General features: G+C 67.2%; 16 protein-coding genes, 1 tRNA gene and 2 pseudogenes. 9 read left to right on the top strand and 10 right to left on the bottom strand.

The features are described from left to right. Positions 1-37 precede the first annotated feature (37 nt). Together BLU38_RS00915 and BLU38_RS00910 are read right to left on the bottom strand one after the other, a co-directional pair. Positions 38-1309, bottom strand: coding sequence for an RNA polymerase sigma factor (locus BLU38_RS00915; RefSeq protein WP_091518418.1), 1272 nt, complete (start codon positions 1307-1309; stop codon positions 38-40). A gap of 21 nt (positions 1310-1330) precedes the next feature. Further along, positions 1331-1699, bottom strand: coding sequence for a YciI family protein (locus BLU38_RS00910; RefSeq protein ID WP_091518414.1), 369 nt, complete (start codon positions 1697-1699; stop codon positions 1331-1333). A 179-nt stretch (positions 1700-1878) separates the two neighbouring features. Here BLU38_RS00910 and BLU38_RS00905 point away from each other — a divergent pair, with 179 nt between their 5' ends. Further along, positions 1879-3054 carry a hypothetical protein gene (locus BLU38_RS00905; RefSeq protein ID WP_197679941.1) on the top strand — a complete coding sequence of 392 codons (1176 nt, stop codon included), beginning with the start codon at positions 1879-1881 and terminating at the stop codon, positions 3052-3054. 3 nt (positions 3055-3057) lie between these two features. On the opposite strand, the gene BLU38_RS00900 is transcribed toward BLU38_RS00905, so the two are convergent. After that, positions 3058-3627 (bottom strand): mismatch-specific DNA-glycosylase, encoded by a 570-nt coding sequence (locus BLU38_RS00900; protein ID WP_091518411.1) that lies wholly within the window; start codon positions 3625-3627, stop codon positions 3058-3060. A 96-nt stretch (positions 3628-3723) separates the two neighbouring features. Further along, positions 3724-5346, bottom strand: coding sequence for an alpha/beta hydrolase (locus BLU38_RS00895; protein ID WP_091518406.1), 1623 nt, complete (start codon positions 5344-5346; stop codon positions 3724-3726). Positions 5347-5713: 367 nt separating this feature from the next. Here BLU38_RS00895 and BLU38_RS00890 point away from each other — a divergent pair, with 367 nt between their 5' ends. From BLU38_RS00890 to BLU38_RS00875, 4 genes are all read left to right on the top strand, one after another. Then, complete coding sequence (locus BLU38_RS00890; protein ID WP_091518401.1) at positions 5714-11212, top strand: DUF6531 domain-containing protein; 5499 nt, start codon at positions 5714-5716, stop codon at positions 11210-11212. Then, positions 11212-11565, top strand: coding sequence for a hypothetical protein (locus BLU38_RS00885; RefSeq protein WP_091518397.1), 354 nt, complete (start codon positions 11212-11214; stop codon positions 11563-11565). Before BLU38_RS00890 ends, BLU38_RS00885 begins: the two co-directional genes overlap by 1 nt. Further along, positions 11552-12103, top strand: coding sequence for an RNA 2'-phosphotransferase (locus tag BLU38_RS00880; protein WP_091518393.1), 552 nt, complete (start codon positions 11552-11554; stop codon positions 12101-12103). The genes BLU38_RS00885 and BLU38_RS00880 overlap by 14 nt, the downstream gene beginning before the upstream one ends. Positions 12104-12412: 309 nt before the next feature. Next, entirely contained in the window at positions 12413-13141 is a 729-nt protein-coding gene (locus BLU38_RS00875) for a pentapeptide repeat-containing protein (RefSeq protein ID WP_157683123.1), read from the top strand. A 477-nt stretch (positions 13142-13618) separates the two neighbouring features. On the opposite strand, the gene BLU38_RS00870 is transcribed toward BLU38_RS00875, so the two are convergent. The 5 genes from BLU38_RS00870 to BLU38_RS00850 all read right to left on the bottom strand — a co-directional run bounded on the left by BLU38_RS00870 (position 13619) and on the right by BLU38_RS00850 (position 16207). Further along, positions 13619-13948 carry a DUF6572 domain-containing protein gene (locus BLU38_RS00870; protein WP_157683122.1) on the bottom strand — a complete coding sequence of 110 codons (330 nt, stop codon included), beginning with the start codon at positions 13946-13948 and terminating at the stop codon, positions 13619-13621. 130 nt (positions 13949-14078) lie between these two features. Further along, positions 14079-14486 carry a type II toxin-antitoxin system VapC family toxin gene (locus BLU38_RS00865; protein ID WP_091518382.1) on the bottom strand — a complete coding sequence of 136 codons (408 nt, stop codon included), beginning with the start codon at positions 14484-14486 and terminating at the stop codon, positions 14079-14081. Positions 14487-14489: 3 nt separating this feature from the next. Then, positions 14490-14768 (bottom strand): type II toxin-antitoxin system Phd/YefM family antitoxin, encoded by a 279-nt coding sequence (locus BLU38_RS00860; protein WP_091518379.1) that lies wholly within the window; start codon positions 14766-14768, stop codon positions 14490-14492. Positions 14769-14877: 109 nt separating this feature from the next. Beyond that, positions 14878-14954 (bottom strand) — tRNA-Met (locus tag BLU38_RS00855). Between the two features lie 119 nt (positions 14955-15073). Continuing rightward, the gene (locus tag BLU38_RS00850; protein ID WP_091518375.1) at positions 15074-16207 is read right to left on the bottom strand and encodes an FUSC family protein; all 1134 of its coding nucleotides are present in this window, start codon (positions 16205-16207) and stop codon (positions 15074-15076) included. Positions 16208-16336: 129 nt separating this feature from the next. Here BLU38_RS00850 and BLU38_RS00845 point away from each other — a divergent pair, with 129 nt between their 5' ends. From BLU38_RS00845 to BLU38_RS00830, 4 genes and pseudogenes are all read left to right on the top strand, one after another. Next, positions 16337-17140, top strand: coding sequence for a ThuA domain-containing protein (locus BLU38_RS00845; RefSeq protein ID WP_231920122.1), 804 nt, complete (start codon positions 16337-16339; stop codon positions 17138-17140). Positions 17141-17143: 3 nt separating this feature from the next. Next, complete coding sequence (locus BLU38_RS00840; RefSeq protein WP_231920121.1) at positions 17144-18271, top strand: Gfo/Idh/MocA family protein; 1128 nt, start codon at positions 17144-17146, stop codon at positions 18269-18271. A gap of 104 nt (positions 18272-18375) precedes the next feature. Next, positions 18376-19575 (top strand): phosphoglycerate dehydrogenase, encoded by a 1200-nt coding sequence (gene serA, locus BLU38_RS00835; protein WP_091531552.1) that lies wholly within the window; start codon positions 18376-18378, stop codon positions 19573-19575. A 257-nt stretch (positions 19576-19832) separates the two neighbouring features. Continuing rightward, a pseudogene (locus BLU38_RS00830) lies at positions 19833-21134 on the top strand (alkaline phosphatase family protein); the annotation flags it as partial. A gap of 255 nt (positions 21135-21389) precedes the next feature. Here the strand turns inward: BLU38_RS00830 and BLU38_RS00825 are convergent. Next, positions 21390-22560 (bottom strand): annotated as a pseudogene (locus BLU38_RS00825) (IS3 family transposase). Positions 22561-22581: the final 21 nt, after the last annotated feature.

Genomic DNA, 22581 nt, shown 5'->3' with positions numbered 1-22581 from the left:
GCTTCAATGGTTCGTCGCGCGGCGTCCGGACCGATGGTCAGTCGTCGGCTTCGACCTCGGCGAGTCGGTCGGCCAGGAAGCTGCGCTCGGCACCGTTGTCGGTGAGTGCCAGCGCCTCCTGATAGGCCAGGACGGCCTCGGATCGTCGGCCGAGTCGCCGGAGGAAGTCGGCACGGGCCGCACTCAGATAGCCGTAGGTCGCCAACGCCGGCTCCTCGGCGAGCGGAGCCAACGCGGCGAGTCCGGCCTGTGGTCCGTCCCGGAAGCCGATCGCGATCGCCCGATTCAACGCCACCACCGGGGAGTCCCACAGGGTGAGCAGGACGTCGTAGAGTGCTGCGATCTCGGACCAGTCGGTGGCCTCGAAGCTCGGTGCCTCGGCATGCACAGCGGCGATCGCGGCCTGCACGGCATACCGGGTGGGCCGCTCCCGGGCCAGGGCCGTGGTGAGCAGTCCGACGCCTTCCTTGATCAACTCCTGGTCCCAGCCGGACCGGTCCTGATCCGCCAGCAGCAGCAACCGGCCGTCGGCCGTGGTCCGGGACGGCGACCTGGCGTCGTTCAAGATCAACAACGCCAGCAGCGCGGCCACCTCTGCCGAGGTGGGCATCAGCAGATGCAGCAACCGTGCCAGGTCGATCGCGCTGTCGGTCAGGTCGCGACGCACCAACTGCTCGCCGGTCGGGGCGGTGTGCCCGGTGGTGAAGATCAGGTGGACCACCGTCAGGACCGCGGTCAGGCGTTCGCCGAACTGCTCCGGCGCCGGCACCCGGTAGGGGATCCTGGCGGTGGAGATCTTCTTCTTGGCCCGGGTGATCCGAGCGGCCATGGTGCTCTCGGAGACCAGGAACGCGCGTGCCACCTCACCCGTCGACAGACCGCACACCAGGCGCAGCGTCAGGGCCACCTGGGCATCGATCGCCAGGGCGGGGTGGCAACAGGTGAAGATCAGCCTGAGTCGTTCGTCGTCGGCCGCCTCGTCGGCGGCAGGGGAGGTGACCTCGGGTATCACCAGCTGCATCGCCCGCCGGCCGGCCGATTCCCGCCGCAGCCGGTCCCGCGCCCGATTGCCGGCGACCGTGGTCAGCCAGGCCCCGGGCCGGTCCGGAACACCGGAGGTCGGCCACGACCGCAGCGCCTGGGCATATGCGTCCTGGGTGCATTCCTCGGCCAGGTCGAGGTCGCGGGTCAGCCGGGTGGTGGCAGCCAGCACCCGGGTCCACTCGGCGCGGTGCGCCGCAGCGATCGCGCGGCGCACCACCTCCGTTGCCGAATCGGCCTCGGGTCCTGATCGCTGCTCGGGGACCATGATCAGGATCTCGACCGACGATCATTCACCATGGTCGACCAGCGGGCGGATCTCCACCGCGCTGTGCCCTCCGCGGACCTCGTGCAGGGCTGAGGCCATCGCGATCACCGCGTCCAGATCCTCGGCCCGCACCACGTAGAACCCGCCGAGCGCCTCCTTGGACTCCAGGAACGGTCCGTCGGTGACGGTCGGCCGGTCGTCGCCGACCGCTTTCAGCGTCGTGGTGGTCGAGGACGACTCCAGCTCACCGGCCGCCAGGATGGTGGCACCGACGGAATCGGCGACCTCCCGGAACCGGAGGTGTCCCTTCTCGATCGTCGAACTGTCCTCCGGCGTCATCGCGTCCCACTGCTTCTCGTCGCCGAGGATCAAGATCATGTACCTGGCCATGGTGCTGCCTCTCGCTCGGGCCCCTGATGGGCCGCTCACCATTCTCGACGGTTCTGCGCCTCGCCGGATCGACAGCGCTGGAAATCTTCTTCGCGGCCGCGTGCGATCCGCTCTATGGCGGGGCCGAATGGTAGCGCTACCATTGCGATCTCGGGATCCAACACAGAGGAGTGGTTCGGATGTGGGGACGGCTGCCGATCGTTGTTCTGGGTGCGTTGCTGGCGCTGCCGGCGTCCGCGGCCGCTACGGCGCCGACCGAGGCTGATCCGGAACGGCCGCAACCCGTCGCCGGCGCGTACGGGGCCCTGGCGGCCAACTTCAATCAGAATCTGGACGCGGTGAACGACCGGGAGCTGCGGCTGTCGGGGACCGACTGGGTCCGCGGCTTCTTCCCGATGCCGGCAGCAGACGACGGCGACCCTGCCGAGCATTTCGCGATCAAGACGATCGTCGGTCTGTCCGACCGTGGCTACCACACCATCCTCAGCCTGAAGTTCCCGTACAACAAGGACTCGTTCCCGCAACCGGGGTCGGCGGCGATGGCCGCGGAACTCGCACGCCTGGACCGGGTGCTGCCGACGGTGCTCGGTACCGTCGACATCATCACGATCGGCAACGAACCCTTCATCGAGAGCCTGCCCGAGGAGCGGGACGAGCGGCTGAACGTCTTCTACGAGACCGTCGCCCGGCACGTGATCGACGTCCGCTCCGCACAGTGCTCCGAAGCGTGCGGCACCGCGCTCTACATGGGTGCACTCAATCGACTCGACCTTCCCGACCGTCGCACGCCGGCCGTGGAACGCTGGATGAGCTTCGTCCGTGAGACGCCTCAGATCGCCGGCGTCGACATCCATCCCCACCTGCCCGACCCCGCCGCCGCGCAACCGTTCCTGGACTACATTCTGCCGCGGATGCGCCCGGACCAGACGTTCCTGGTCACCGAGTTCTCGCTGGTCTGGTATTGGCAACAACACCTGCGCGACACCGTCTCTCCCGAGTATGCGGACAGCTACGGCATCGCTCCCGACACCCAGGTCTGGCAGGTGATCAGATCTGCGATCGACGAACCCTTCAGCGAACGGCAGTGGCATGACTTCCTGATCAGCAACCCGTGGTTCGTCGAGCAGTCCGACTTCCTCGCCGACCAACTGCGGCTCTACCGCGGCACCGGCCGGCTCGCCGTCGCCGGCTACGGCTTCAAGCAGGACGATCTGATGGTGCAGAACTTCGGGCCGACCAAGACGCCCTGGTTGCTGAACAGCGTCTTCGCGCCGTACACGGTGCGGAGCCGCGGTGAGGCGATGTCAGCGCCCGGCTTCTGGCTGGACGGCTTCCGTGAGCTGCAGCGGCACTGAAGGTCAGGAGTCGAGGACGCCCGCGGCGCGGGCGGCGGCAGCGTAGACCTCGGCCAGCGACTCCACCGTCTCGTGGGCGTTCAAACCCGACGGGTTGGGCACCACCCACAGCTCGGCGCCCTCCAACGATTCCGGCTGTCGGCCCGGTTTGGCCTGGCGGCGGCCGAAGGCCGTCCGGTACGCCGTGATGCCGGCGATCGCCACCACCCGGGGACGATGCTCGGCGACGAACGCCCGCAGCGTCTCGCCGCCGGCCACCAGTTCATCGCGGCCGAGCTCGTCGGCGCGGGCGGTGGCCCGGGCGACCAGATTGGTGTTGCCGATCCCGCGCGCGATCAGGTAGCGCCGATCGGCATCGGTGAATCCGGCGGCCTGGTCGATGGCGCGGTCGATGATCCCGGCCCGCCTCAGCGCCGGATAGAAGCGGTTGCCCGGATGGGCGAAATGGGTCTGGGTCGCCGCGGTCCACAATCCCGGATTGATGCCGACGAACAGCAGCCGCAGCCCCGGACCGACCAGGTCGGGAACGACGGTGTCGCGGTAGCTCTCCAACTCGGCTCGGCTGAATCCCACAGCGCCCGATCGTACGTGTAGATCGGTTGCGGACGGTGGCCAGGATCACCTGGCCGGACGGGGCCGACCAGGCGATCCGGTCTTCCGTGCGGTCGATCAGCGGTCGAGGCGTTTCAGGGTGTCGGCTCGCCGCTGCTTCCCCGCGGCATCGAGCTTCAGGCCGGAGCCCTTGGTCGCCGGGCAGAAGACGTCATCGTCGGGAAAGGTGCCGTCGACCAGGTAGCTCGTCGTGACGTCCAGCCCACAGGCGTTGTCGTTGTAGACGTAGGCACCGTGACCGCCCTGGTCGATGCTCACCAGCCGCGCACGGTCACCGAACTTCGCCCGGGCGAGTTCGCCGCCCCGGTGCGGGGTGGCGGGGTCGCGCAGGTTCTGCAGGATCAGGATGTTGGCCGGTCCGTCGTCGGTGATCGTGGCCGGCTTCTCGGCCGGCTCCGGCCAGTAGGCACACGGGGTGATGTTGGCGCTGGCCGCACCGAACAGCGGATACCGCTTGCGGTCCTGGGCGACATCACGTTGGTAGGTCCGGACGTCACGGGGGAACGGGGAGTCGTTGCAGGTGATGCCGAGGTAGGCCGACCAGATGTTGTCGTACGGCGACGGCTCGGCTGCCCGCGAGGTCGGGTCGCTGACCGGCGGAACGCCGGGAGCACCGGCCAGTTGATCGTGGTCGAGGTTCCGGCGGACCGCCGACTCGTCACCGTCGACCAGGGACTGCCAGAGCCGGGCCTGGGGCAGGAAGCTGCTGTCGCCGTACAGCGAGGCGAAGGTGGTGAACCGGAACAGGGCACCGTCGACCCCGGCGATCGGTTGTTGATCAAGCTTTTCGCCCATGGCCAGGTAGTTCTTCCGCACCTGGCCGGGGGTTCGGCCCAGTCCGTAGCTGTCGTGCCGTTCGGCGAGATAGGTCGCGAAGTCGCCGAATCGATCCTCCATCCCGAGACCGAACCGGCGGATGCTCGCCCGGTTGCTCGTGGTGGCGCCGAGATTGCTGTCGATCACGACCCGGTCGGTCCGCTCGGGAAACATCGAAGCGTAGGTCGAGCCCAGCGCCGTACCGTAGGACGCGCCGTAGTAGCTGATCTTCTTCTCACCGAGCAGACCGCGGATGTGATCCATGTCGCGGGCGATGTTGGCTGTCGACAGATGCGGCAGGATGCTGTCCTTGTCGTTGGCCGCGCAGCGCTCGGCTACGGCCTTGGCCGCCTTGGCCTGCCGGGCGACGGCGGCCGCGTCCTTCGCCCAGGGCGCGACGTTGCCGCGGTAGTCCTCCTCGGCGGTGAAGCCGCAGTGCACCGGCGTCGAATGGCCGATGCCTCGGGGATCCATCCCGATCAGGTCGTAGGAGTCGGTCACCGAGGTCGGTAGGCCCAAGTTGATCATGTCGGCCGGCTGGGACAGGGCCAGGCCCGGGCCACCCGGGTTGAGCATCAGCACACCGAGGCGGTCGGCCGGCTTCGCGCTGGCCACCCGGGAGATCATCACCGTGATCTTCGTGCCGTCGGGCTGGTCGTAGTCCAGCGGCACCGGCACCTCGGCGCACTGCATCCCGACCGCCTCGTCGGCGACATCCTTCGGGCAGGCACCCCAACTCACCGTCGGCGCCTCCGCCGTCACGTCGTCGGCGATGGCCGGTGCGATCGTCAGCGACCCACCGACCGCTGCCGCCAGCGTCATCGCCAAGCCCCGTACGATCCGTCCTCGATTCGTTCGATCCATCGTGTCCTCTCGTCGCTCATATCTGCTATCCGGACACCATCAGAAACCGTGTCCTTGGGGCACGGTCAAGCCCCGGGGTGCGACGATTCCGATCCGAGAATTCCGATTCACCGGACATTCCCGTCCGATGGTTATCGTGCGGATCGCAAGAAAGCCCCGGTCCGGGGCGATCGGTGAACTCCGCCACTTGTAGCGTTGGGGCTTCAGGAGTTATCGAACGGATTCGCGATGTGGCGGGTCGTCGGCCAGGGATCGGGAGCGGCGCGCGGGATCGTCGGGGACGGCGTGCCGATCGGGCGGCAGCATCACGACGTGCGATCGTCGCCGCGCGCCCGATGGGGTGGATAGCTGGGGGAGGAACGCAGCAGTGAGTAGTGATCCGGATACCTGGGGTGGGCTACCCGATGTCAAGATCGACAACACGGCGGCCGATTCGCTGATCTCGGGATGCAAGGACGCGGCCTCCAAGATCAGGACCCAGTGCACCAATCGGCGGACGCACACCACCTCGGCGATGAACGATTTCAAGGGCTTGTTCTCGCAGATCTTCGAACGCAATCAGGGAATTGCCAACGAGGACGGCGGGCAGATCGCCACCGCGCTGGATGACATCGCGCGGCAGGTCCAGTACATCAAGGACCTGGTCCCCGACGAGAACAGGCGGCGACGCGAGGCCCGGGAGTGGAAGAAGCGGCACGACGAGGACAAGGCGCACATCACGCTCTCCGACCTCGGTGGCGACGAGGACCCGCCGGAGGGACCGAAGCCGCCGCCGGCACCGAAGCAGTATTCGGCCAATGCCAAGGACCGCGAGAACCCGATGCCCGGTGAGGGCGGCGGCGGCGGTGGTGGCGGCTCGACGTCATCGGCACGCCCGTCGGCGTTGCGGGACTTCGCCAAGAGCGGGTCGGGCGAGATCGAGGCGATGAACGGCAGATCGAGCAAGCTGTCCGGCCTCGAATCGGATTTCAATTCCGGCTTCGACTGGGGTGTCGACGGGACGACCGGTGTCAACGGATCGGCGGTCTATACGGCGTTCGGCACCTATCACAAGCTCAACCAGCAGGACCAGACCTGGGTCGGGGCGGTGGCGTCGGCCTTCGAGAAGGCCGGCGGTTCCGGGAGCATGGTGACGGTCTCCAACAGTGCGCTGACCGCCAGCGTGCAGCGGGCCGGCGTCTCGGTCAACCGAACCGACATCCCGCCGACCTCGCCGGCCCGGCTCGGGGTCGCACCCACTACCGGCTACTCCGATGACCCGGTGAACACGTCGACCGGCAACTTCGTCGAGCCCGAGGCCGACCTGGAGTTCGCCGGCGGCTGCGGTTCGCTGAGCCTGAACCGGATGTACAACTCCTTCAACCACAGCGTCGGTGCGTTCGGCCCCGGCTGGACGAGCTGGACCGAGTCCAAGATCAACTTCACTGACCAGGCCGGCTACCTCACCCAACCGGACGGGCGGGTCGTCGAGTTCCCGCGCAGCGGCACCGGCTGGGGCCGGGCGATCGGGTTGTCGTTGTGGCTGCAGCGCGACGACGCTGCCGACGAACTCCGGGTCACCGACAACGACGGCGGCACCTGGCGCTTCACGACCGCCGGCACCCTGCTCTCCCAGGACCGTGGCGAGGGCACCATGATCAACTTCCGCCGTACCGACGGCAGGTTGGTCGCCCTGGAGCACGAACGTGGCCGTTCGATCACGCTGGAATGGGACGGCGAGTTGGTCGTGGCCGCGACGGCGTCGGACGGGCGCCGGGTCAGCTACGACTACGACTCCGCCGGACGGTTGACGGCGGCCACCGGTGAGGGAGGAACCCGGTCCTATCGGTGGGACGACGCGGGGTTGATCACCGAGGTGGTCGATGCCGACGGGGTCGTCGAGGTGCATAACAGCTACGACGGCCAGGGCCGGGTGACCAGTCAGCGGTCGCCGCACGGACGGACCAGCCGCTACAGCTACCTGCCCGGCAACGTGACCGAGGTCGCCGACCTCGACGGGACCCGCGCCAACACCTGGCTGCACGACGGACGCGGCCGGCTGATCGGGATCATCGACAGCTTCGACCAGCGCCAGTCCACCAGCTACGACACGTACGGCAATCCCGTCCAGGTCGTCGGTCGGGACGGACGGGCGACGGTCCGCGAATACGACGAGCGCGGTCACGTGCTGCGCGAGGTCAGCCCGTCCGGTGCGGAGATCCAGTACGGCTGGGACGATTCCGACCGGCTCCTGACCGTGGTCACCGGGGAGGGTGCGGTGACCACGTACGGCTATCAGGGCAGCCAGCGCAACCCGTCGGAGCTGACCGATCCGGAGGGCGGCGTCACCCGGCTGTTCTGGCGCGACGGTCTGCTGGTCCGGATGGTTGATCCGACCGGGGTCGCGCTGCAGTTCGACTACAACGAACACGGCGACCTGATCGCAACGACCAACGCCGCCGGCAACTCCGCGCGGCTGGAGTACGACGCTGCCGGGCGGGTCGTTGCCGCGGTCACGCCCAGCGGCAATCGCACCACTTTCGTGCACGGCGCGCACGGCATCACCGAGCGCCATGACCCCGACGGCGCGGTGTCGACCTATGAGTACACCGCCGGTGGTCGGCTGGCGGCGACCGTCGACCCGACCGGTGCTCGGACCGAGCTGGAGTACGGCGAGGACGGCGAGGAGTCGCGGACCATCGACCCGCTGGGCCGGACGGTGCAGCGGCGGCTGGATGACCTCGGCAACCTGGCTGCGGTCGAACTTCCCGACGGCAGCAGCTGGCGCTTCAGCCATGACTCGTTGTCCCGGCTGTCGACGACCACCACGCCCGCCGGGCATTCCTGGACCTGGAAGTACGGCCGGGACGGATCGCCCACCGGGGTCGTCGATCCGTTGGGCCACGAGATCTCGGTCAGCTCCGACGCGGCCGGTGGCGAGATCATCTCCCGCGACGAGACCGGCACCGTCACCCACCGCTTCGACCCGCTCGGCCGTCCGATCGCCGTCGGACAGCTGGACGATTCGGCGGCGATCACCGCCTACGATCGCTGCGGCCGTCCGGTCGAACTGCTCGACCCCGAGGGTGCGCTGACCCGGATCGAACGCGATGCCGCGGGCCGGCCGATCGCGTTCACCTCCCCGGTCGGTGACGTCACCCGATTCGAGTACGACGAGTGCGGCCGGCGGAGTGCGACCATCGACCCGCTCGGTGGACGCACCACGATCGGCTACGACGCCGACAGCCGACCGGTCCGGGTCACGCTGCCGACCGGCGAGGTCGGTTGGACCAGCTACGACCGGTGCGGCCGGATCACGGCGACCTTCTCGCCCGGCATCGGCACCACCAGCTACGGCTACGATCTCGCCGGCCGGGTGATCGTGGCCAGAGATCCTGACAACGGGCGACGCAGGTTCCGCTACGACTCCGCCGGGCAGCTGACGTCGGTGGTGAACGGCAACGGCGGTGTCACCCGCTACGACTACGACGCGGCCGGCCGCAACACCACGATCACCGATCCGTTGGGCAACGTCACCCGGCGCGAGTTCGACGCCGAGAACCGGTGCATCGCCGAAACCGACGCTCTCGGCCGGACCACCACCGCCGGGTACGACGCGGTCGGGCACCAGGTCTGGCAGACCGAGCCCGGTGGTCGCCGGACCGAATGGACCTACGATGCCGCCGGCCGGGTCGCCTCGATCGCCGTCGACGGCCGCGAGATCAGCTCCATCCAACGGGATCTGCGCAACCGTCGGGTCACCATCACCGACCGCAGCCGTCCCGATCGGGTCAGCACCCAGCAGCTGGAGTGGAACCGGCGTGATCAACTGATCCGGCAGGAACGCGACGGCAACGCCGTGCAGTGGAGCTACGACGCCGCCGGTCGGCGGACCTCGATGACGACGCCGGACGGCAATCGGACCACGTACAGCTACGACGCCGCGAACCGGCTGGCCGTCGTCGACCATCCGCTGCTCGGCCGTGCCGGATTCACCCGCGACCGGTCCGGTCGGCTGATCGGCGCGACCGCCGGAGCTGAGTCCCAGACCTGGGGCTACGCCGACGGTTTCGTCTCCGCGCACACCGTCAGCCGCACCGACGGATCCGTCCGAACCACCATCGATCGCGACGACGACGGCCGGATCACCCGGATCGACCGGGACGACGTCGACGGCTCCGGGCGATCGACGACCTTCGACTACGACGAGGCCTGCCAGCTGATCGCCGCCCGGCTGGTCGACGGGCTCGGCGAGTCCGTGTCCCGGTGGCGCTATGACGCCGCGGGCCGGCTGATCGCCGAGACCCGGGACGGGCAGTCCCGGACCTACGACTACGACGCGGCAGCCCAACTGATCTCCTCGACCGATGCCGGGGGCACGACCAGCTACCACTACGACGACGCAGGCCGCCGCGTTCGGACCGACTTCGCCGACGGCCGGCAGCGGGACTACTCCTGGTCGCCGACCGGCTATCTGTCGGGGGTCACCGATCGGGTCGGCGACCGGGTGCGGACGACCCGGATGCAGGTCGACAGCACCGGTCAGCTCGCGTCGATCGCGGGGGAGTCGGGCGAGCTGTCGACCTACTGGGACACTGCCACCCCGTACGCGCCCGGTCTGGTGCAGGTCGGGGACGCCTCGGTGCTCGGCACTCCCGCCGCCGTCGGTATCGGTGATCAGTGGACAGCGACCGGCTGGCGTCCCAGCCGGGCGACCGGTCATGATCCGTGGACCATCGACAACGGTGGTGCGACGGATCTTCCCGGTGGCCTGAGCATCGGCGCGGCGGGGGAACTCAACATCGCCGGCCTGGAATGGCTCCATGCCCGGGCCTACGATCCGAGCACCCGCGGCTTCCTGTCGGTCGACCCGCTGGAACCCGAGCTCGGCGCCGGGTGGGCCGGCAATCCGTACTCCTATGCCGGCAACGATCCGTTGCAGGCCTTGGATCCGACCGGTCTGAAACCGGTCTCCCAGGCCGATCTGGAGAACGCCCGCAAGCCCTGGTACGAGAAGGCCTGGGACGCGACGACCGGCTGGGTCAAGAACAACTGGGAATACCTGGCCGGCGGCGCGATGGTGCTGGCCGGCGGTGTCATGGTCGCCACCGGCTTCGGCGGTCCCGCCGGCATGATGCTGATCTCCGCCGGCGCCGACACGATCATCCAGAAGGCCACCACCGGCGAGGTCAACTGGGGTGAGGTCGCGGTCTCCGGTGCCCTCGGCGGTGTCGGCGGTCTGGGTGTCGCGGCCAAGGTCGGGGCCACCGGTCTGAAGGCCGCCGCGATCACCGGTGCGGTGTCCGGTGGCGTCGGCGGCGCCGGGATGGGCGCCTACCGCTACTCCACCGGACCTGGTCCGCACACCGTCGGTGGCTTCCTCACCGCGACCGGCACCGGCGCCGTGTCAGGTGCCGCACTCGGCGGCGCCGGTGGCGCTGCGGGACACGGCCTCGCTGCCGTCGGCGGCAAGGTGTTGCAGAAGGTGCGACCGAAGCCGAGCCCTGGAACTTCGATCCCGTCCGACTCGGTACGGTTCAGTCAGAACAAGGCTGGAGCGGGGGTTGCGGAGATCAGGGACAGCATGCGTGCCAACGGCTGGAAGGGCGACCCGATCGATGTCGTCAAGATGCAGGATGGCGGCCTCACGTCGCTCGACAACCGGCGCCTGCTTGCGGCGAAGATGGCCGGTATCGACGTCAAGGCCAATGTCCACGGCTTCGACGATCTGATCCCTGGCGAGCACGCAGGACGTTTCCCGTCGCGCAAGGGTGTCATCCCTGAGACTTGGGGCGAGGCGGCTAGCAACCGAATCGGCAACCAAAGTGCGGGCTATCGCAACGCATGGCCGAACGGTTCGCCATGGACTGGTTACGAAGGGAACTGATGGTTACTCTGCTGGGCCCTGCCGAGCTTCCCGGCGGGTTCATGTATCCGCCGGAGTTCATTCGGGTTGTGGAGCTCGGGCTGACCGACCTGGAGCCATGGCGAATCCTCGAGGGTGAGGAGCTTGCACAGCGTCTGGATGGTCTGGGTGAGCGATATCCGACGCGACTGCTGGTGCCGTTCGCTCGGCGGATCGATAACGATGACGTCGGTTGTTGGGACCTGCGCCGAGGCGATGGCAGGGTGTCGATCATCCACGACTTCGCCTCACCCGGCTGGGAGCAGCAGGCGGAGTTCGACGGGTTCTACGCTTGGCTGCGCCAAGCAGTGGAGGACTTGATTGAGTACGACTGACGCGGATCTGAGTCGACTGGTGTCTCACGCGCTGCGCCACCAGCCATGGTTGTACGAGCTGGAATTGGACGACGAGGGCTGGGTGCCTATCGATCAACTCATCGAGGCCATTCGCGAGCAGGGTGGCGTGTGGGCTTCGGTCGACCGGACTGCCTTGCAGAACATGCTCGCCACGGCGACAAAACGTCGTCACGAGATCGACGGAGACCGTATCCGGGCGATCTATGGCCACTCGATCCCCGGCCGGATCCGTCGTCGACCTGCTACACCGCCGAGCCGCTTGTTCCATGGGACGGCCCCTGACTCGTGGTCGGCGATCAGGTCCGAAGGTTTGATCCCGATGGGGCGACAGTTCGTTCATCTGTCCATAGATCGCGAGACCGCTGTGTCGGTCGGGCGGCGCAAGAGCGCCGATCCGATCGTGCTGAGTGTGGACTCGGTAGCCGCCGCGGCGGCAGGCGTGACCTTCTACGAAGGTAATGAGGTCGTGTGGCTCGCTGATCAGGTGCCAGCCGAATTCGTTGCTGTCGCGGACTGATCAGCTGGCGGCTATGTCGTCAAGATGATCACGACCGAAGCACGAGTCGGACTACGATCACGGGAATCCGGGAGACCTTGATCTTCGCCGACTGACCGAGGATGTTGCATGGCGACCGCCGCGGAGCTGAGACAGCGCTGGTACGCATCGGACGGATTGAGACTGACCCGTGCCGTCCGTGACTGGTTGCTCGGTCGGGGGCATCGACCCGATGGGCTGTCCGAGGTCTACGGACGGGTCGACCTGCGCGGGATCCCGCTGGCGGCCTCGCCGTTCACCCTCGGGGACAAGGACAATCCCACGGCCGGTGTGCACTGGCAGTCGCTGGATCTCCGGCGGGCTCAGATCGACGCGGCCCGGTTCTTCGGTTCCGAGATCGAGAATTGCCTGTTCGACTCGGCAAGCCTGCTGGACTGGCGGCTGTGGGGCACCGAGGTCACCGACTGCTCCTTCCGCCGAGCCGATCTGCGGGGCAGTGGCGGGCTGGGAACAGGCGAGTGGCTCGGGCGGCGGAACGTGTGGCGCCGGGTTGCGTTCGATCGTGCCAATCTCGTCGATTCGTCGCTCACCGGGTGCGTCTTGATCGACTGCAGCTTTGATGCGCCGTCCAGGTCGCTCAAGTTTCAGGACAGTGAGGTCGTCGACTGTACATTCCGTGGCCCTGCCAGAGAGATGATCATCGACGGGCGCGGCCATCGGTATCCGGTGTCACCCAGTGCGTTCTCGGCGGATTTCAGTCAGGCGGAGTTCACCGACGTCAGCATCACCGGATACGTGCTGGACCGCGTCAAGCTCCCTGATCAAGCCGGCCTGTTCGTCGCCCGACACTATCCGGCCGTCTACCGCCGCGCCGCCGCGTGGCTGTCCTCGCAGCCGAACGATGCTTCGGCTCAAGGGGCATTGGCTTACCTGGAATACGCACTCAAGGCGCCCGGGGCCGAGGACTCCGACGCGTGCTTCGACCTGCGCGGATTCGATGAACCTGAGCTTGAAGCCACGATGCGGCGGGCATTCGAGTGCGCGCAAACCGGTAGCTGAGGAACGTCATGACGGGTGACGTAACGCTGTTCGGGGACCGGTAGCGCCGGTGACGTCGAGCATCGGATTTGTCCGTGCACCATTGGATGAGGTGACCGAGGTGCTACGACTGTGGCGGGCGGAGATTCATGGGAGCTCAACGGTGTCGCGGCTGGACGGCGGTCTGATCGAGAACCTGGAACGGTTGGAGCCGCTGACCGGTGGCGTGCGACCGCGCGAGCTCGAACCTTTGAGTTCAGCGATGGGGGAGAGATCCCCTCCCTCGCACCGCTGTCAGGGTTGAGCAGGATCGAATCGATCATCCTGTACGGATATACCATCGTTACCGATGGTGATCTGACGCCTCTGGAAGTACTGCCTCGGCTGAAGGGCCTGCGGATGCAGACCGACGACACCACCGGCCGAGCGTCCAGGACGTCCAGGCTGGCTTACCCGAGACGTGAGTGACCGGGACGGTGCCGGACCGGATCGAATTGCTCAACCCCGCAACGGATAGTTGACGGCAAGACCCAACGAGTAGGTCGCAAGTTGGGCTTCCGCACGATGCAGCAGGGCACTCACCTCCGGGGTCGGCGCGGTGACGCAGTCGACGAGGATCCGCAGCGGCCTGCCCGCCGACTCCGGGAACTGGTTCAGCAAGCCGCCATCCAGTGCGAAGGACGCGTAGTTGTTGATCTTTGTTGCGAGTCGCTCCAGTTCGACGGGCTCGTCGGTCCAGGCCTTGTCATGGGAGATGATCAGCGAGATCTCACCCGTCTGCTCCTCTCCCACCAGGTCGACCATCCCTGGGGCGTCAAGTCCTCGCATCCGTCCTCCGGGTTTCGACTTCGATCCATCCCAGTCAATGCTGGGCTGCTGACCAGGCCGTGCCAAGCGCTTCGGCCCGGTGAACCGCTGGACGAGGTTCCGGGTTGCGACGATAGCGGAACCGAGACAGCTACGGGCCGGACGTGGCCACTGGGTCCGCCACTCGCAGGCCCAACTGCTCGGCAACGACCTTCATGGTCGCGTCATGCGTCGCGACCGTGACAGGATCGCCGATGAGGAGCGCCGTCGCGAGGTGAAGCGCATCAAGGGTCTTGACGTGCCGTTCGAACGATTCGGCGATCGTGTGGGTCTCGCGGGTGATATCGAGCAGTCCGACGCGGTCGAGCAGCGGCGCTCCGTCGGAGACCGGCCGACCGTCCCGTCGGAGGACGCGAATCACCTCGGTACGCAGCAGTCGGGACGAGACGAAGGTCGTGCCCGGAGTCTGCATCCACTCCTGCAAACGCTGTCGCTCGGGGACATCGAGAATCGTGCGAAGTGCTATCGATGTATCCAGGTAGACAACCGTCGATGCCACGGATCAGTGGTCCCCGCGGATCTCGTCCAGCACGGCGTCGACGTCGCTGTCGCTGTATGTGGGGCCTGCCGGATGATCCGGCCATGACGCGGGATCGGACGACGGTGGGGCATAGCGCCCTTCCCGTCGCAAGCGATCGAGCGCGGAGTCCTGGTCGCGGGCGACGCTGACCCGCCATCGCGGTTTTCCGCGCTCGGTCACCACAACATCGTCGGACTCGGTGACCTCGTCCAGCACCGCGGCGGTGTTCTGATTCAGCTCCCGCTTCGACACCGTCCTCATGACAGCAAATGTACTACCTCTGTCAGACATGACCCCGGACGTCTTCCCGAGGCTCCCAGGAAAGCAAAGAACCTCGGACCGATGGTCCGAGGTTCTTTGGTCCTGCTGGTGGTAGCGGGGGCAGGATTTGAACCTGCGACCTCTGGGTTATGAGCCCAGCGAGCTACCGAGCTGCTCCACCCCGCGTCGCGAGATGGAAATCTACCCGACACATCCCCGTAGGACAAATCGAGCCTGGCCCGACCCCCCGAGACGCACCGTCGACAGTCGATCGGTCGGCTCGGAATCCCTGTGCCCACAGGGATTCAGTCGAGTTCGCCGATCGCCTCACGGGCGTCGGTTGCGCTCATCCCGGACACCTCGAGCAGGTCGACGATCATCGACCGGGTCTGCGCCAGCACCACGATCGCCGACAGCGAATCGGCCAGCCCGACCTGGGTGCTGGCCTGCCCGACATCGAGCAGCCGTTGCCGGGCCCGCTCGGGGATCCGGCCCTCGTAGAGTTCGCCGGCCATGAAGTTGATCACGTCGGCCAGTTGTTCCAGCAGCACCACCGAAGCCAACGGCACGGTCTCGTCCCGCCACAGCGCGACGGCACTGCGACGGGCCAGCACTCGCAGATTGCGCGACAGCCGGTCCAGCGGCGGATAGAGCCCGGCGAAGGCCCGGATCTCCGATCGCCGGCCGCGCAGGAACGGCGAGTTGCGTACCACCGCCAGCCCCTCGTCGGCGGCGTCGGAGATGTCCTCCAGCAGCGCTTCGCCGCGGCGGGCCCGTTCCAGCACGGCGTCACCGGCCTCCGGGTCGTCGTTGCGTAACGACGCCGCGGCGGCCCGTACCGTGGAGGCGACCTCCTGCAGGAAGCCGGCACCCAGCCGACCCGGCCGACGGATCGGACCGATCGGCGCAATGGTCGCGACGATCAACGCCAGCCCGCAGCCGACGAGCGCGTCCAGCCAGCGGGTCACGCCGGCACCAGGATTGGGGAACAGGGTGATCGCGATGATCGCCTGCACCCCGGCCTGGGTGATCATCAGGTTGCCGGCGCCGAGCAGCACCGCGATCGCCATCGCGATGATGCAGACCAGGATGATCTGCCAGGTGCCGGTGCCGAAGATGTGCACGAACAGGTCGCCGATCCCGACGCCGACCGCGACACCGGCCGCCACCTCCAACGCACGGCGCCAGCGCTGGCCGAAGCTGAAACCCAGCGTGATGATCGCGGCAACCGCGGAGAAGAAGGGGCGCGGCCCGATCAGCAGACTGGCCAGTAGCCAAGCCAGGCCGGCGGTCACCGCGCATTGGATGATCATGAACGACCGACTCCGCAGCCGTTCCCAGCGGCGCTGTGCCGACCGCTTGCCGGCGCGCGCCCCGCGCTCACTGAGGTCGAAAGCCCGCAGCGTCATCCGGTGGATCGAGAACCGGTTGCCGTCCATCGGTCACCTCCAATGTCGCCGTCACAGCCGCGGTCCGGACCCCATGATGCCGGTGATCCGTCCGAATGCCGGGAAGGGCGGCGCGCCCGATGTACGAACCCCCGAGGTGAGGGGGAAGGATGGGGCCTTGTGAATCAATTCTTCAACCGACCGATTCGCGTCACCGTATGGGGCGAGAACTTCCACGAGACCTCCGAACGCGACCAGGCCGCGATGGCCGAGCGTTACCCGGAGGGCATGCACGGCGCCATTGCCGGCGGCCTGAGCAAGCTGTTGGGTGATGCCGTCGAAGTGCGCACCGCAACCCGCGACCAGCCCGAGCACGGACTGACCGACGAGGTGCTGGACAACACCGACGTCCTGACCTGGTGGGGCCACGCGGCGCACGATCAGATCGACGACGCGATCGTGGACAAGGTGCATCAGCGGGTGCTCGGCGGGATGGGCATCCTGTTGCTGCACTCGGCGCACTTCTCCAAGATCTTCAAGAAGCTGATGGGCACCAGCTGCTCGCTGTCCTGGCGCAGCAAGGACGACTCCGAGCTGGTCTGGACCGTCGCGGCCGATCATCCGATCGCCGAGGGCGTACCGAGCCCGATCGTGATCGAGCAGCAGGAGATGTACGGGGAGTACTTCGACATCCCGCAGCCCGACGAGCTGGTCTTCATCTCGTCCTTCAGCGGCGGCGAGGTGTTCCGGTCCGGCTGCACCTGGCGGCGTGGCAAGGGCAAGGTGTTCTACTTCTCGCCCGGTGACCAGGACTTCCCGGTCTACCACCATCCCGACATCCAGCAGGTGCTGGCCAATGGCGTTCGGTGGGCCGCCCCGACCGCGAGCACGAACTTCGCCGCGCCCGCAGTGCGGAATATGGCAACGCCGCAGTTCACCGGTGCCAAGCTGAACCCCGAAGCTGACAAGAGCGGGGAGGTCTGAGGAGTGAGCAGGAATCTGCGTGCGGGGGTCGTCGGACTCGGCTGGGCAGGCCAGCAGCACATGAACGGATATCAGCGGGCCGCCGGGGTCGACCTGGTCGGACTCGCCGGGATGGAGGCCGAGCCGCTGCAGCGCCTCGGTGACGAGTACGCCGTCGAGCACCGTTACGCCGACTGGGTCGACCTGATCAAGAACGCCGAACTGGACGTGGTCAGCGTCTGCACCCCGCCGTCGCTGCATGCGCCGATCGCGATCGGCGCGCTGGAGGCCGGTGTGCACGTGCTGAGCGAGAAGCCGATGGCGCTGGACGCTGCCTCGGCGCGGCAGATGGTCGATGCAGCGAAGGCGAACGGCAAGATCCTTGAGGTCTCGTTCAACCATCGGCGCAAGGCCGAGGTGACCGCGACCAAGGAGCTGATCGACAAGGGCCTGCTGGGCGAGATCTACTACGCCAAGGCCGGCTGGATGCGCTATCACGGCATCCCCGGTGGCGTCGGCAACTGGTTCAGCCGCAAGGCCACCTCCGGTGGCGGCCCGCTGATGGACATCGGCGTGCACATGCTGGACATGGCGCTGCACCTGATGGGCGAGCCGTCGGTGCAGACCGTCAGCGCCTCCACCTACGCCGCCTACGGTCCGCGCGGCCGCGGCCGGGGCAACTACGGTGCCGGTCAACCGGGCAGCGACCAGCCGGTGCCGTTCGAGGTCGAGGACCTGGCTACTGCCTTCGTCCGGATGGACAACGGCAGCACCCTGCTGCTGGAAAGCAGCTGGGCGCAGGGTGTCGGGCACGACGACATGTACGTCACGCTGTACGGCACCGAGGGCGGCGCCGAGTTGACCTGGAACCCGCCGGGGCCGCAGCTGCGGGCCTGGACCCAGATCGACGGTGTGGATGCCGACCTGAAGCCGGCGCTGGGGCTGAACGGTGGTCACGCCGAGGCAGTCGCCGACTTCGTGGCCGCGGTCGCTGCCGAGGAGTTGGCCGGGCACCAGGGCGACGAGGCGTTGACCCGTGCCCTGATCGTGGACGCCACCTACCACTCGGCGGCGGAATCGACCGAGGTCCGGCTGCAGCCGACACCGCCGAGCGCGTTGACGCAGGATGCCGTCACCGCGGTTGCTGGCTGAGATCACTGTCGGTGTCGCCGCACCGGGTCCCTAGAATGAGGGCTCGGTGCGGCGACACCGGTGTGCCGGGGTACGACGATCAGGGCGAGGAGCAGGACGCGGCGATGAAGGCTTTATTGCTGGAGAACATCCACGCAGACGCGCAACGGCTGTTGGCCGAGCGTGGCTTCGAGGTCGAGGTGGCCAAGGGTGCCTTGGACGGCGACGATCTGGTGGCCGCGATCCACGATGTCGACCTGCTCGGGATCCGTTCCAAGACCCAGGTGACGGCCGAGGCGCTGGCGTCCGCGCCAAACCTGCTGGCCGTCGGCGCCTTCTGCATCGGCACCAACCAGATCGACCTGAACGCCGCCGCCGAGCGCGGCGTCGCCGTCTTCAACGCGCCGTTCTCCAACACCCGCAGCGTCGTCGAACTGGCGATCGCCGAGATCATCGCGATGGCCCGGCATCTGACCGACAAGAACAAGGCGCTGCATGACGGCGTCTGGGACAAGTCGGCCAAGGGCGCCCACGAGGTCCGCGGTCGCACCCTCGGCATCGTGGGCTACGGCAACATCGGCAGCCAGCTGTCGGTGGTCGCCGAGGCCCTCGGCATGCAGGTCTACTTCTACGACATCGCCGACAAGCTGGCGCTGGGCAACGCTCGTCGCTGCAACAGCCTGGAGGAGTTGCTGGAGACCGCCGAGACGGTCAGCCTGCACGTCGACGGACGGGCCGGAAACGCCGGCATGTTCGGCGCGGAGCAGTTCGCCCGGATGCGGCCGCGCAGCCTGTTCCTCAACCTGTGCCGTGGTTTCGTCGTCGATCATGAGGCGCTGCGCGACAACCTGGTCAGCGGACACATCGCCGGTGCTTCGGTCGACGTCTTCCCCGAGGAGCCGAAGGTGGCCGGCGATCCGTTCGTCTCCTCGTTGCAGGGACTGCCGAACGTGATCCTGACCCCGCATGTCGGCGGCTCCACCGAGGAGGCCCAGCTCGACATCGGCCAGTACGTCGCCGGCAAGCTCCGCGACTACGTCGCCGACGCCAACACCACGATGTCGGTCAACCTGCCGCAGGTCGCCGTCACCGGTCGGACCGCGGCAGCACGGATCGTGCACATCCACCAGAACGTCCCCGGCGTGCTGGCCACCGCCAACGGCATCCTCGCCGACAACGGCGCCAACATCGACAGCCAGACGCTGAGCACCCGCGGTTCGCTCGGTGTGGTGGTCACCGACGTCGGCTCGCCGCTGTCACCGGAGCTGATCGACAAGCTGCAGGCTCTGCCGGAGACCGTCTCGCTGCGGATCATCTCCGACTGACCTTCCCGCAATGGCCTTGAGCTTGTCGAAGGGCTGCGACCTCGACTCCACAACGCAATGCTCGGTCGCGTTGCGGGACCCCTCGACGCGCCCAGGCGCTGGATATCAAGATCATCACTGGGCGCGTTCGCGCCGGTAGATCAGGACGCCGACGCGTCGGCATCCTTTGTACGGCTATTCATCTCAACGTTGACCACCGTCGGCCGTACTGCCGAAATGATCATCGGGTCCCGTCCCTCCGCTCCGGAAGCGAGCCGATGCCCGACGATCCCGACGCGCCCCGTTCCCATGATCAGATTTCGGCAGCGGCTGCTGCCGGTGAGACCCGACTGACCCGCCGCCGGTTGCTCGGCGGTGCCGCCGCGGCGAGCGGGCTGGCCGCCGCAGCAACCATGATGCCGACCAACGTCCAGCGGGCGATGGCCACTCCGATGTCGCATCGCCCCAAGCTGGACGACGTCGAACACGTTGTCCTGCTGATGCAGGAGAACCGCAGCTTCGATCACTATTTCGGCACCCTGGCCGGCGTCCGCGGATTCGACGACCCGCACGCCCAGCGGCTGTCCCACGGTCGGTCGGTGTTCTACCAGCCCGACCCCGTCAACCCGGACGGCTATCTGCTGCCGTACCACCTGAACAGCAGGACCAGCGCGGCTCAGGCGATCCCGTCCACCAGCCACGCGTGGAGTGTGCAGCACGAGGCCTGGAACGAGGGCCGGATGGACAACTGGCTGCCCGCCCACCGGTCCGCCGACGGTGATACGACCGGGCCGTACACAATGGGCTATTTCACCCGCGACGACATTCCGTTCCACTACGCGCTGGCCGATGCGTTCACCATCCTGGACGGCTATCACTGCAGTGTGCTGGGGCCGACGCATCCCAACCGGTACATGTGGATGACCGGAACGATCGATCCGGATGGCACGGCAGGTGGTCCGGCGTTGGACAACGGCGCCAAGGCTGGCACCTACTCCTGGACCAGCTATCCCGAACGACTGCTGGAGGCAGGGGTCAGCTTCAGGGCTTATCACGAGGAATCCAGCGCTACCGGGCTGCCGCCGATGGCGAAGATGAAGCAGTATCGGCAGGCAGCTGCCGACCCTGAATCGCCGCTGTACAAGCAGTTCCTGAAGCCGTCGCCACCTGGCCAGTTCGAGTATGACGCGGTGAATGATCAACTTCCTACGGTCAGCTGGCTGTTTCCGACCTCACTCAACGACGAACATCCCAAGCGGACCCCGGCTGCCGGTGCTCAGTTCATCGCCAGCAAGATCGACGCCATCGCCGCCAATCCGGACGTCTGGCGCAAGACGGTGTTCATCGTCACCTACGACGAGAACGATGGACTGTTCGATCATGTCACGCCGCCGACGCCACCGGACGGTACGCCGGAGGAGATCGTCACCGCGACCTCGCCCACCGGAGTGGAGGGCGGCAAGCTTCCGATCGGTCTGGGCTTTCGGGTGCCGTGCATCATCGTCTCGCCCTGGACGGTCGGCGGCTGGGTGTGCTCGGAAACGTTCGACCACACCTCGCATCTGCGCTTCCTGGAGCGGGTGACCGGCGTCGTGGAACCCAACATCAGTGACTGGCGGCGCAAGACCGTCGGCGACCTGACCTCGGCGTTCCGGTTCCGCAACGGTCGCGACGCACCGGTGCTGCCCGACACCATGGGCGGCTTCAATCTCCAGCAGTACGCGACCACCCAGTTGGCGATGCCGACCGTTCCCGACCGGCAGCAGATGCCGCATCAAGAACGGGGCCGGTGCTCCCAGCTCTGGGGACTGCTGCACGAACTGGTGACAGTTGGGTTAGGCCGCCTGTGTGGCGGGTGTGTTCATGATCAGCTCGCGTTCGATGGGTGTCAACCCGTGGAGTCGGTCTTGGCGTCGTCGGCGGTGGTAGGTGCGTTCGATCCAGGTGATGATCGCGATCCGCAACTGGACACGGCTTGTCCAGATGTGGCGGTCAGGACGTTCTTTTGCAGCAGGGCGAAGAACGATTCCATCGCCGCGTTGTCGCCGGCGGCTCCGACCTGACCCATCGATCCGGCCAGGTCATGACGGCGCAACGCTCGAACGAACTTCCGGCTACGGAATTGCGATCCTCGGTCCGAATGCAGAACGCAGCCGGCCACGTCGTCACCGTCACGTTGGCGTCGTCGGACCGCTGACTCCAGCGCCTGAATGGCTAGTCGGGACCTCATCCGGTCGCTGATGGAATAGCCGACGATCCGGTTGGAGTAGACGTCCTTGACCGCGCACAGATACACCTTGCCCTCACCGGTGGGATGTTCGGTGATATCGGTCAACCACAACTGGTTCGGCCCGGCAGCGGTGAAGTCGCGGTGGACCAGGTCGTCGTGGACCGGTGGGCCAGGCTTCTTGCCGTTCTTGCCGCGTTTCTTACCGAACACCGACCACCACTGCTGATCTCGACAGATCCGCCACACCGTCCGGTCACAACCGGCTTGTCCGACGGCGCGGGCTTCGTCGGCCAACAGGCGATGCCCGAACTCCGGGTCGTCTCGGTGAGCATCGAAAACGGCGTCGGCCAGATAGGCCCGGGACAGTTCTTGGTCGGTGATCGGATCGGCCAGCCACCGGTAATAGGGCTGGCGGGCGATCTTGAGGACCCGGCACGTCACCGTGACGGGGATGCCGTCGACGGCCAACTCGCGGACGAGCGGGTACATCATTTCCCCGGCAGGTTCGCCTGGGACAGATACGCCGCGGCCCGACGCAACACCTCGTTCTCCTGCTCCAGCAGCCGATTCCGACGCCGCAACTCCTTCAACTCAGATGACTCCGCCGAACTCGTCCCGGGCCGGCGGCCGTCCTCGATATCGGCTTTAGCCAGCCAGTTCCGCAGGCAGGAATCACTGATGCCGAAGTCCTTCGCGACCTGACTGACCGGAGCATCACCCTTGCGGGCGACGGCCACGACATCATCGCGGAACTCTCGTGGATGGGGTTTGGGCACGATCAACATCCTTCCAGTGAT

The sequence above is a fragment of the Microlunatus soli genome, from assembly GCF_900105385.1.
In the GTDB taxonomy this organism is placed as follows: Bacteria; Actinomycetota; Actinomycetes; order Propionibacteriales; family Propionibacteriaceae; genus Microlunatus; species Microlunatus soli.
Note: the sequence above shows the minus strand (reverse complement) of the source record. Positions and strands in the feature narration are given on the sequence as shown.

Bases quoted from the DNA above. Each gene is read 5' to 3' on its own strand.
- serA (WP_091531552.1), top strand. From the start codon at position 18,376: ATGAAGGCTTTATTGCTGGAGAACATCCACGCAGACGCGCAACGGCTG.
- BLU38_RS00895 (WP_091518406.1), bottom strand. From the start codon at position 5,346: ATGGATCGAACGAATCGAGGACGGATCGTACGGGGCTTGGCGATGACG.
- BLU38_RS00850 (WP_091518375.1), bottom strand. From the start codon at position 16,207: ATGGACGGCAACCGGTTCTCGATCCACCGGATGACGCTGCGGGCTTTC.
- BLU38_RS00885 (WP_091518397.1), top strand. From the start codon at position 11,212: ATGGTTACTCTGCTGGGCCCTGCCGAGCTTCCCGGCGGGTTCATGTAT.
- BLU38_RS00870 (WP_157683122.1), bottom strand. From the start codon at position 13,948: ATGCGAGGACTTGACGCCCCAGGGATGGTCGACCTGGTGGGAGAGGAG.
- BLU38_RS00860 (WP_091518379.1), bottom strand. From the start codon at position 14,768: ATGAGGACGGTGTCGAAGCGGGAGCTGAATCAGAACACCGCCGCGGTG.
- BLU38_RS00905 (WP_197679941.1), top strand. From the start codon at position 1,879: ATGTGGGGACGGCTGCCGATCGTTGTTCTGGGTGCGTTGCTGGCGCTG.
- BLU38_RS00910 (WP_091518414.1), bottom strand. From the start codon at position 1,699: ATGGCCAGGTACATGATCTTGATCCTCGGCGACGAGAAGCAGTGGGAC.
- BLU38_RS00915 (WP_091518418.1), bottom strand. From the start codon at position 1,309: ATGGTCCCCGAGCAGCGATCAGGACCCGAGGCCGATTCGGCAACGGAG.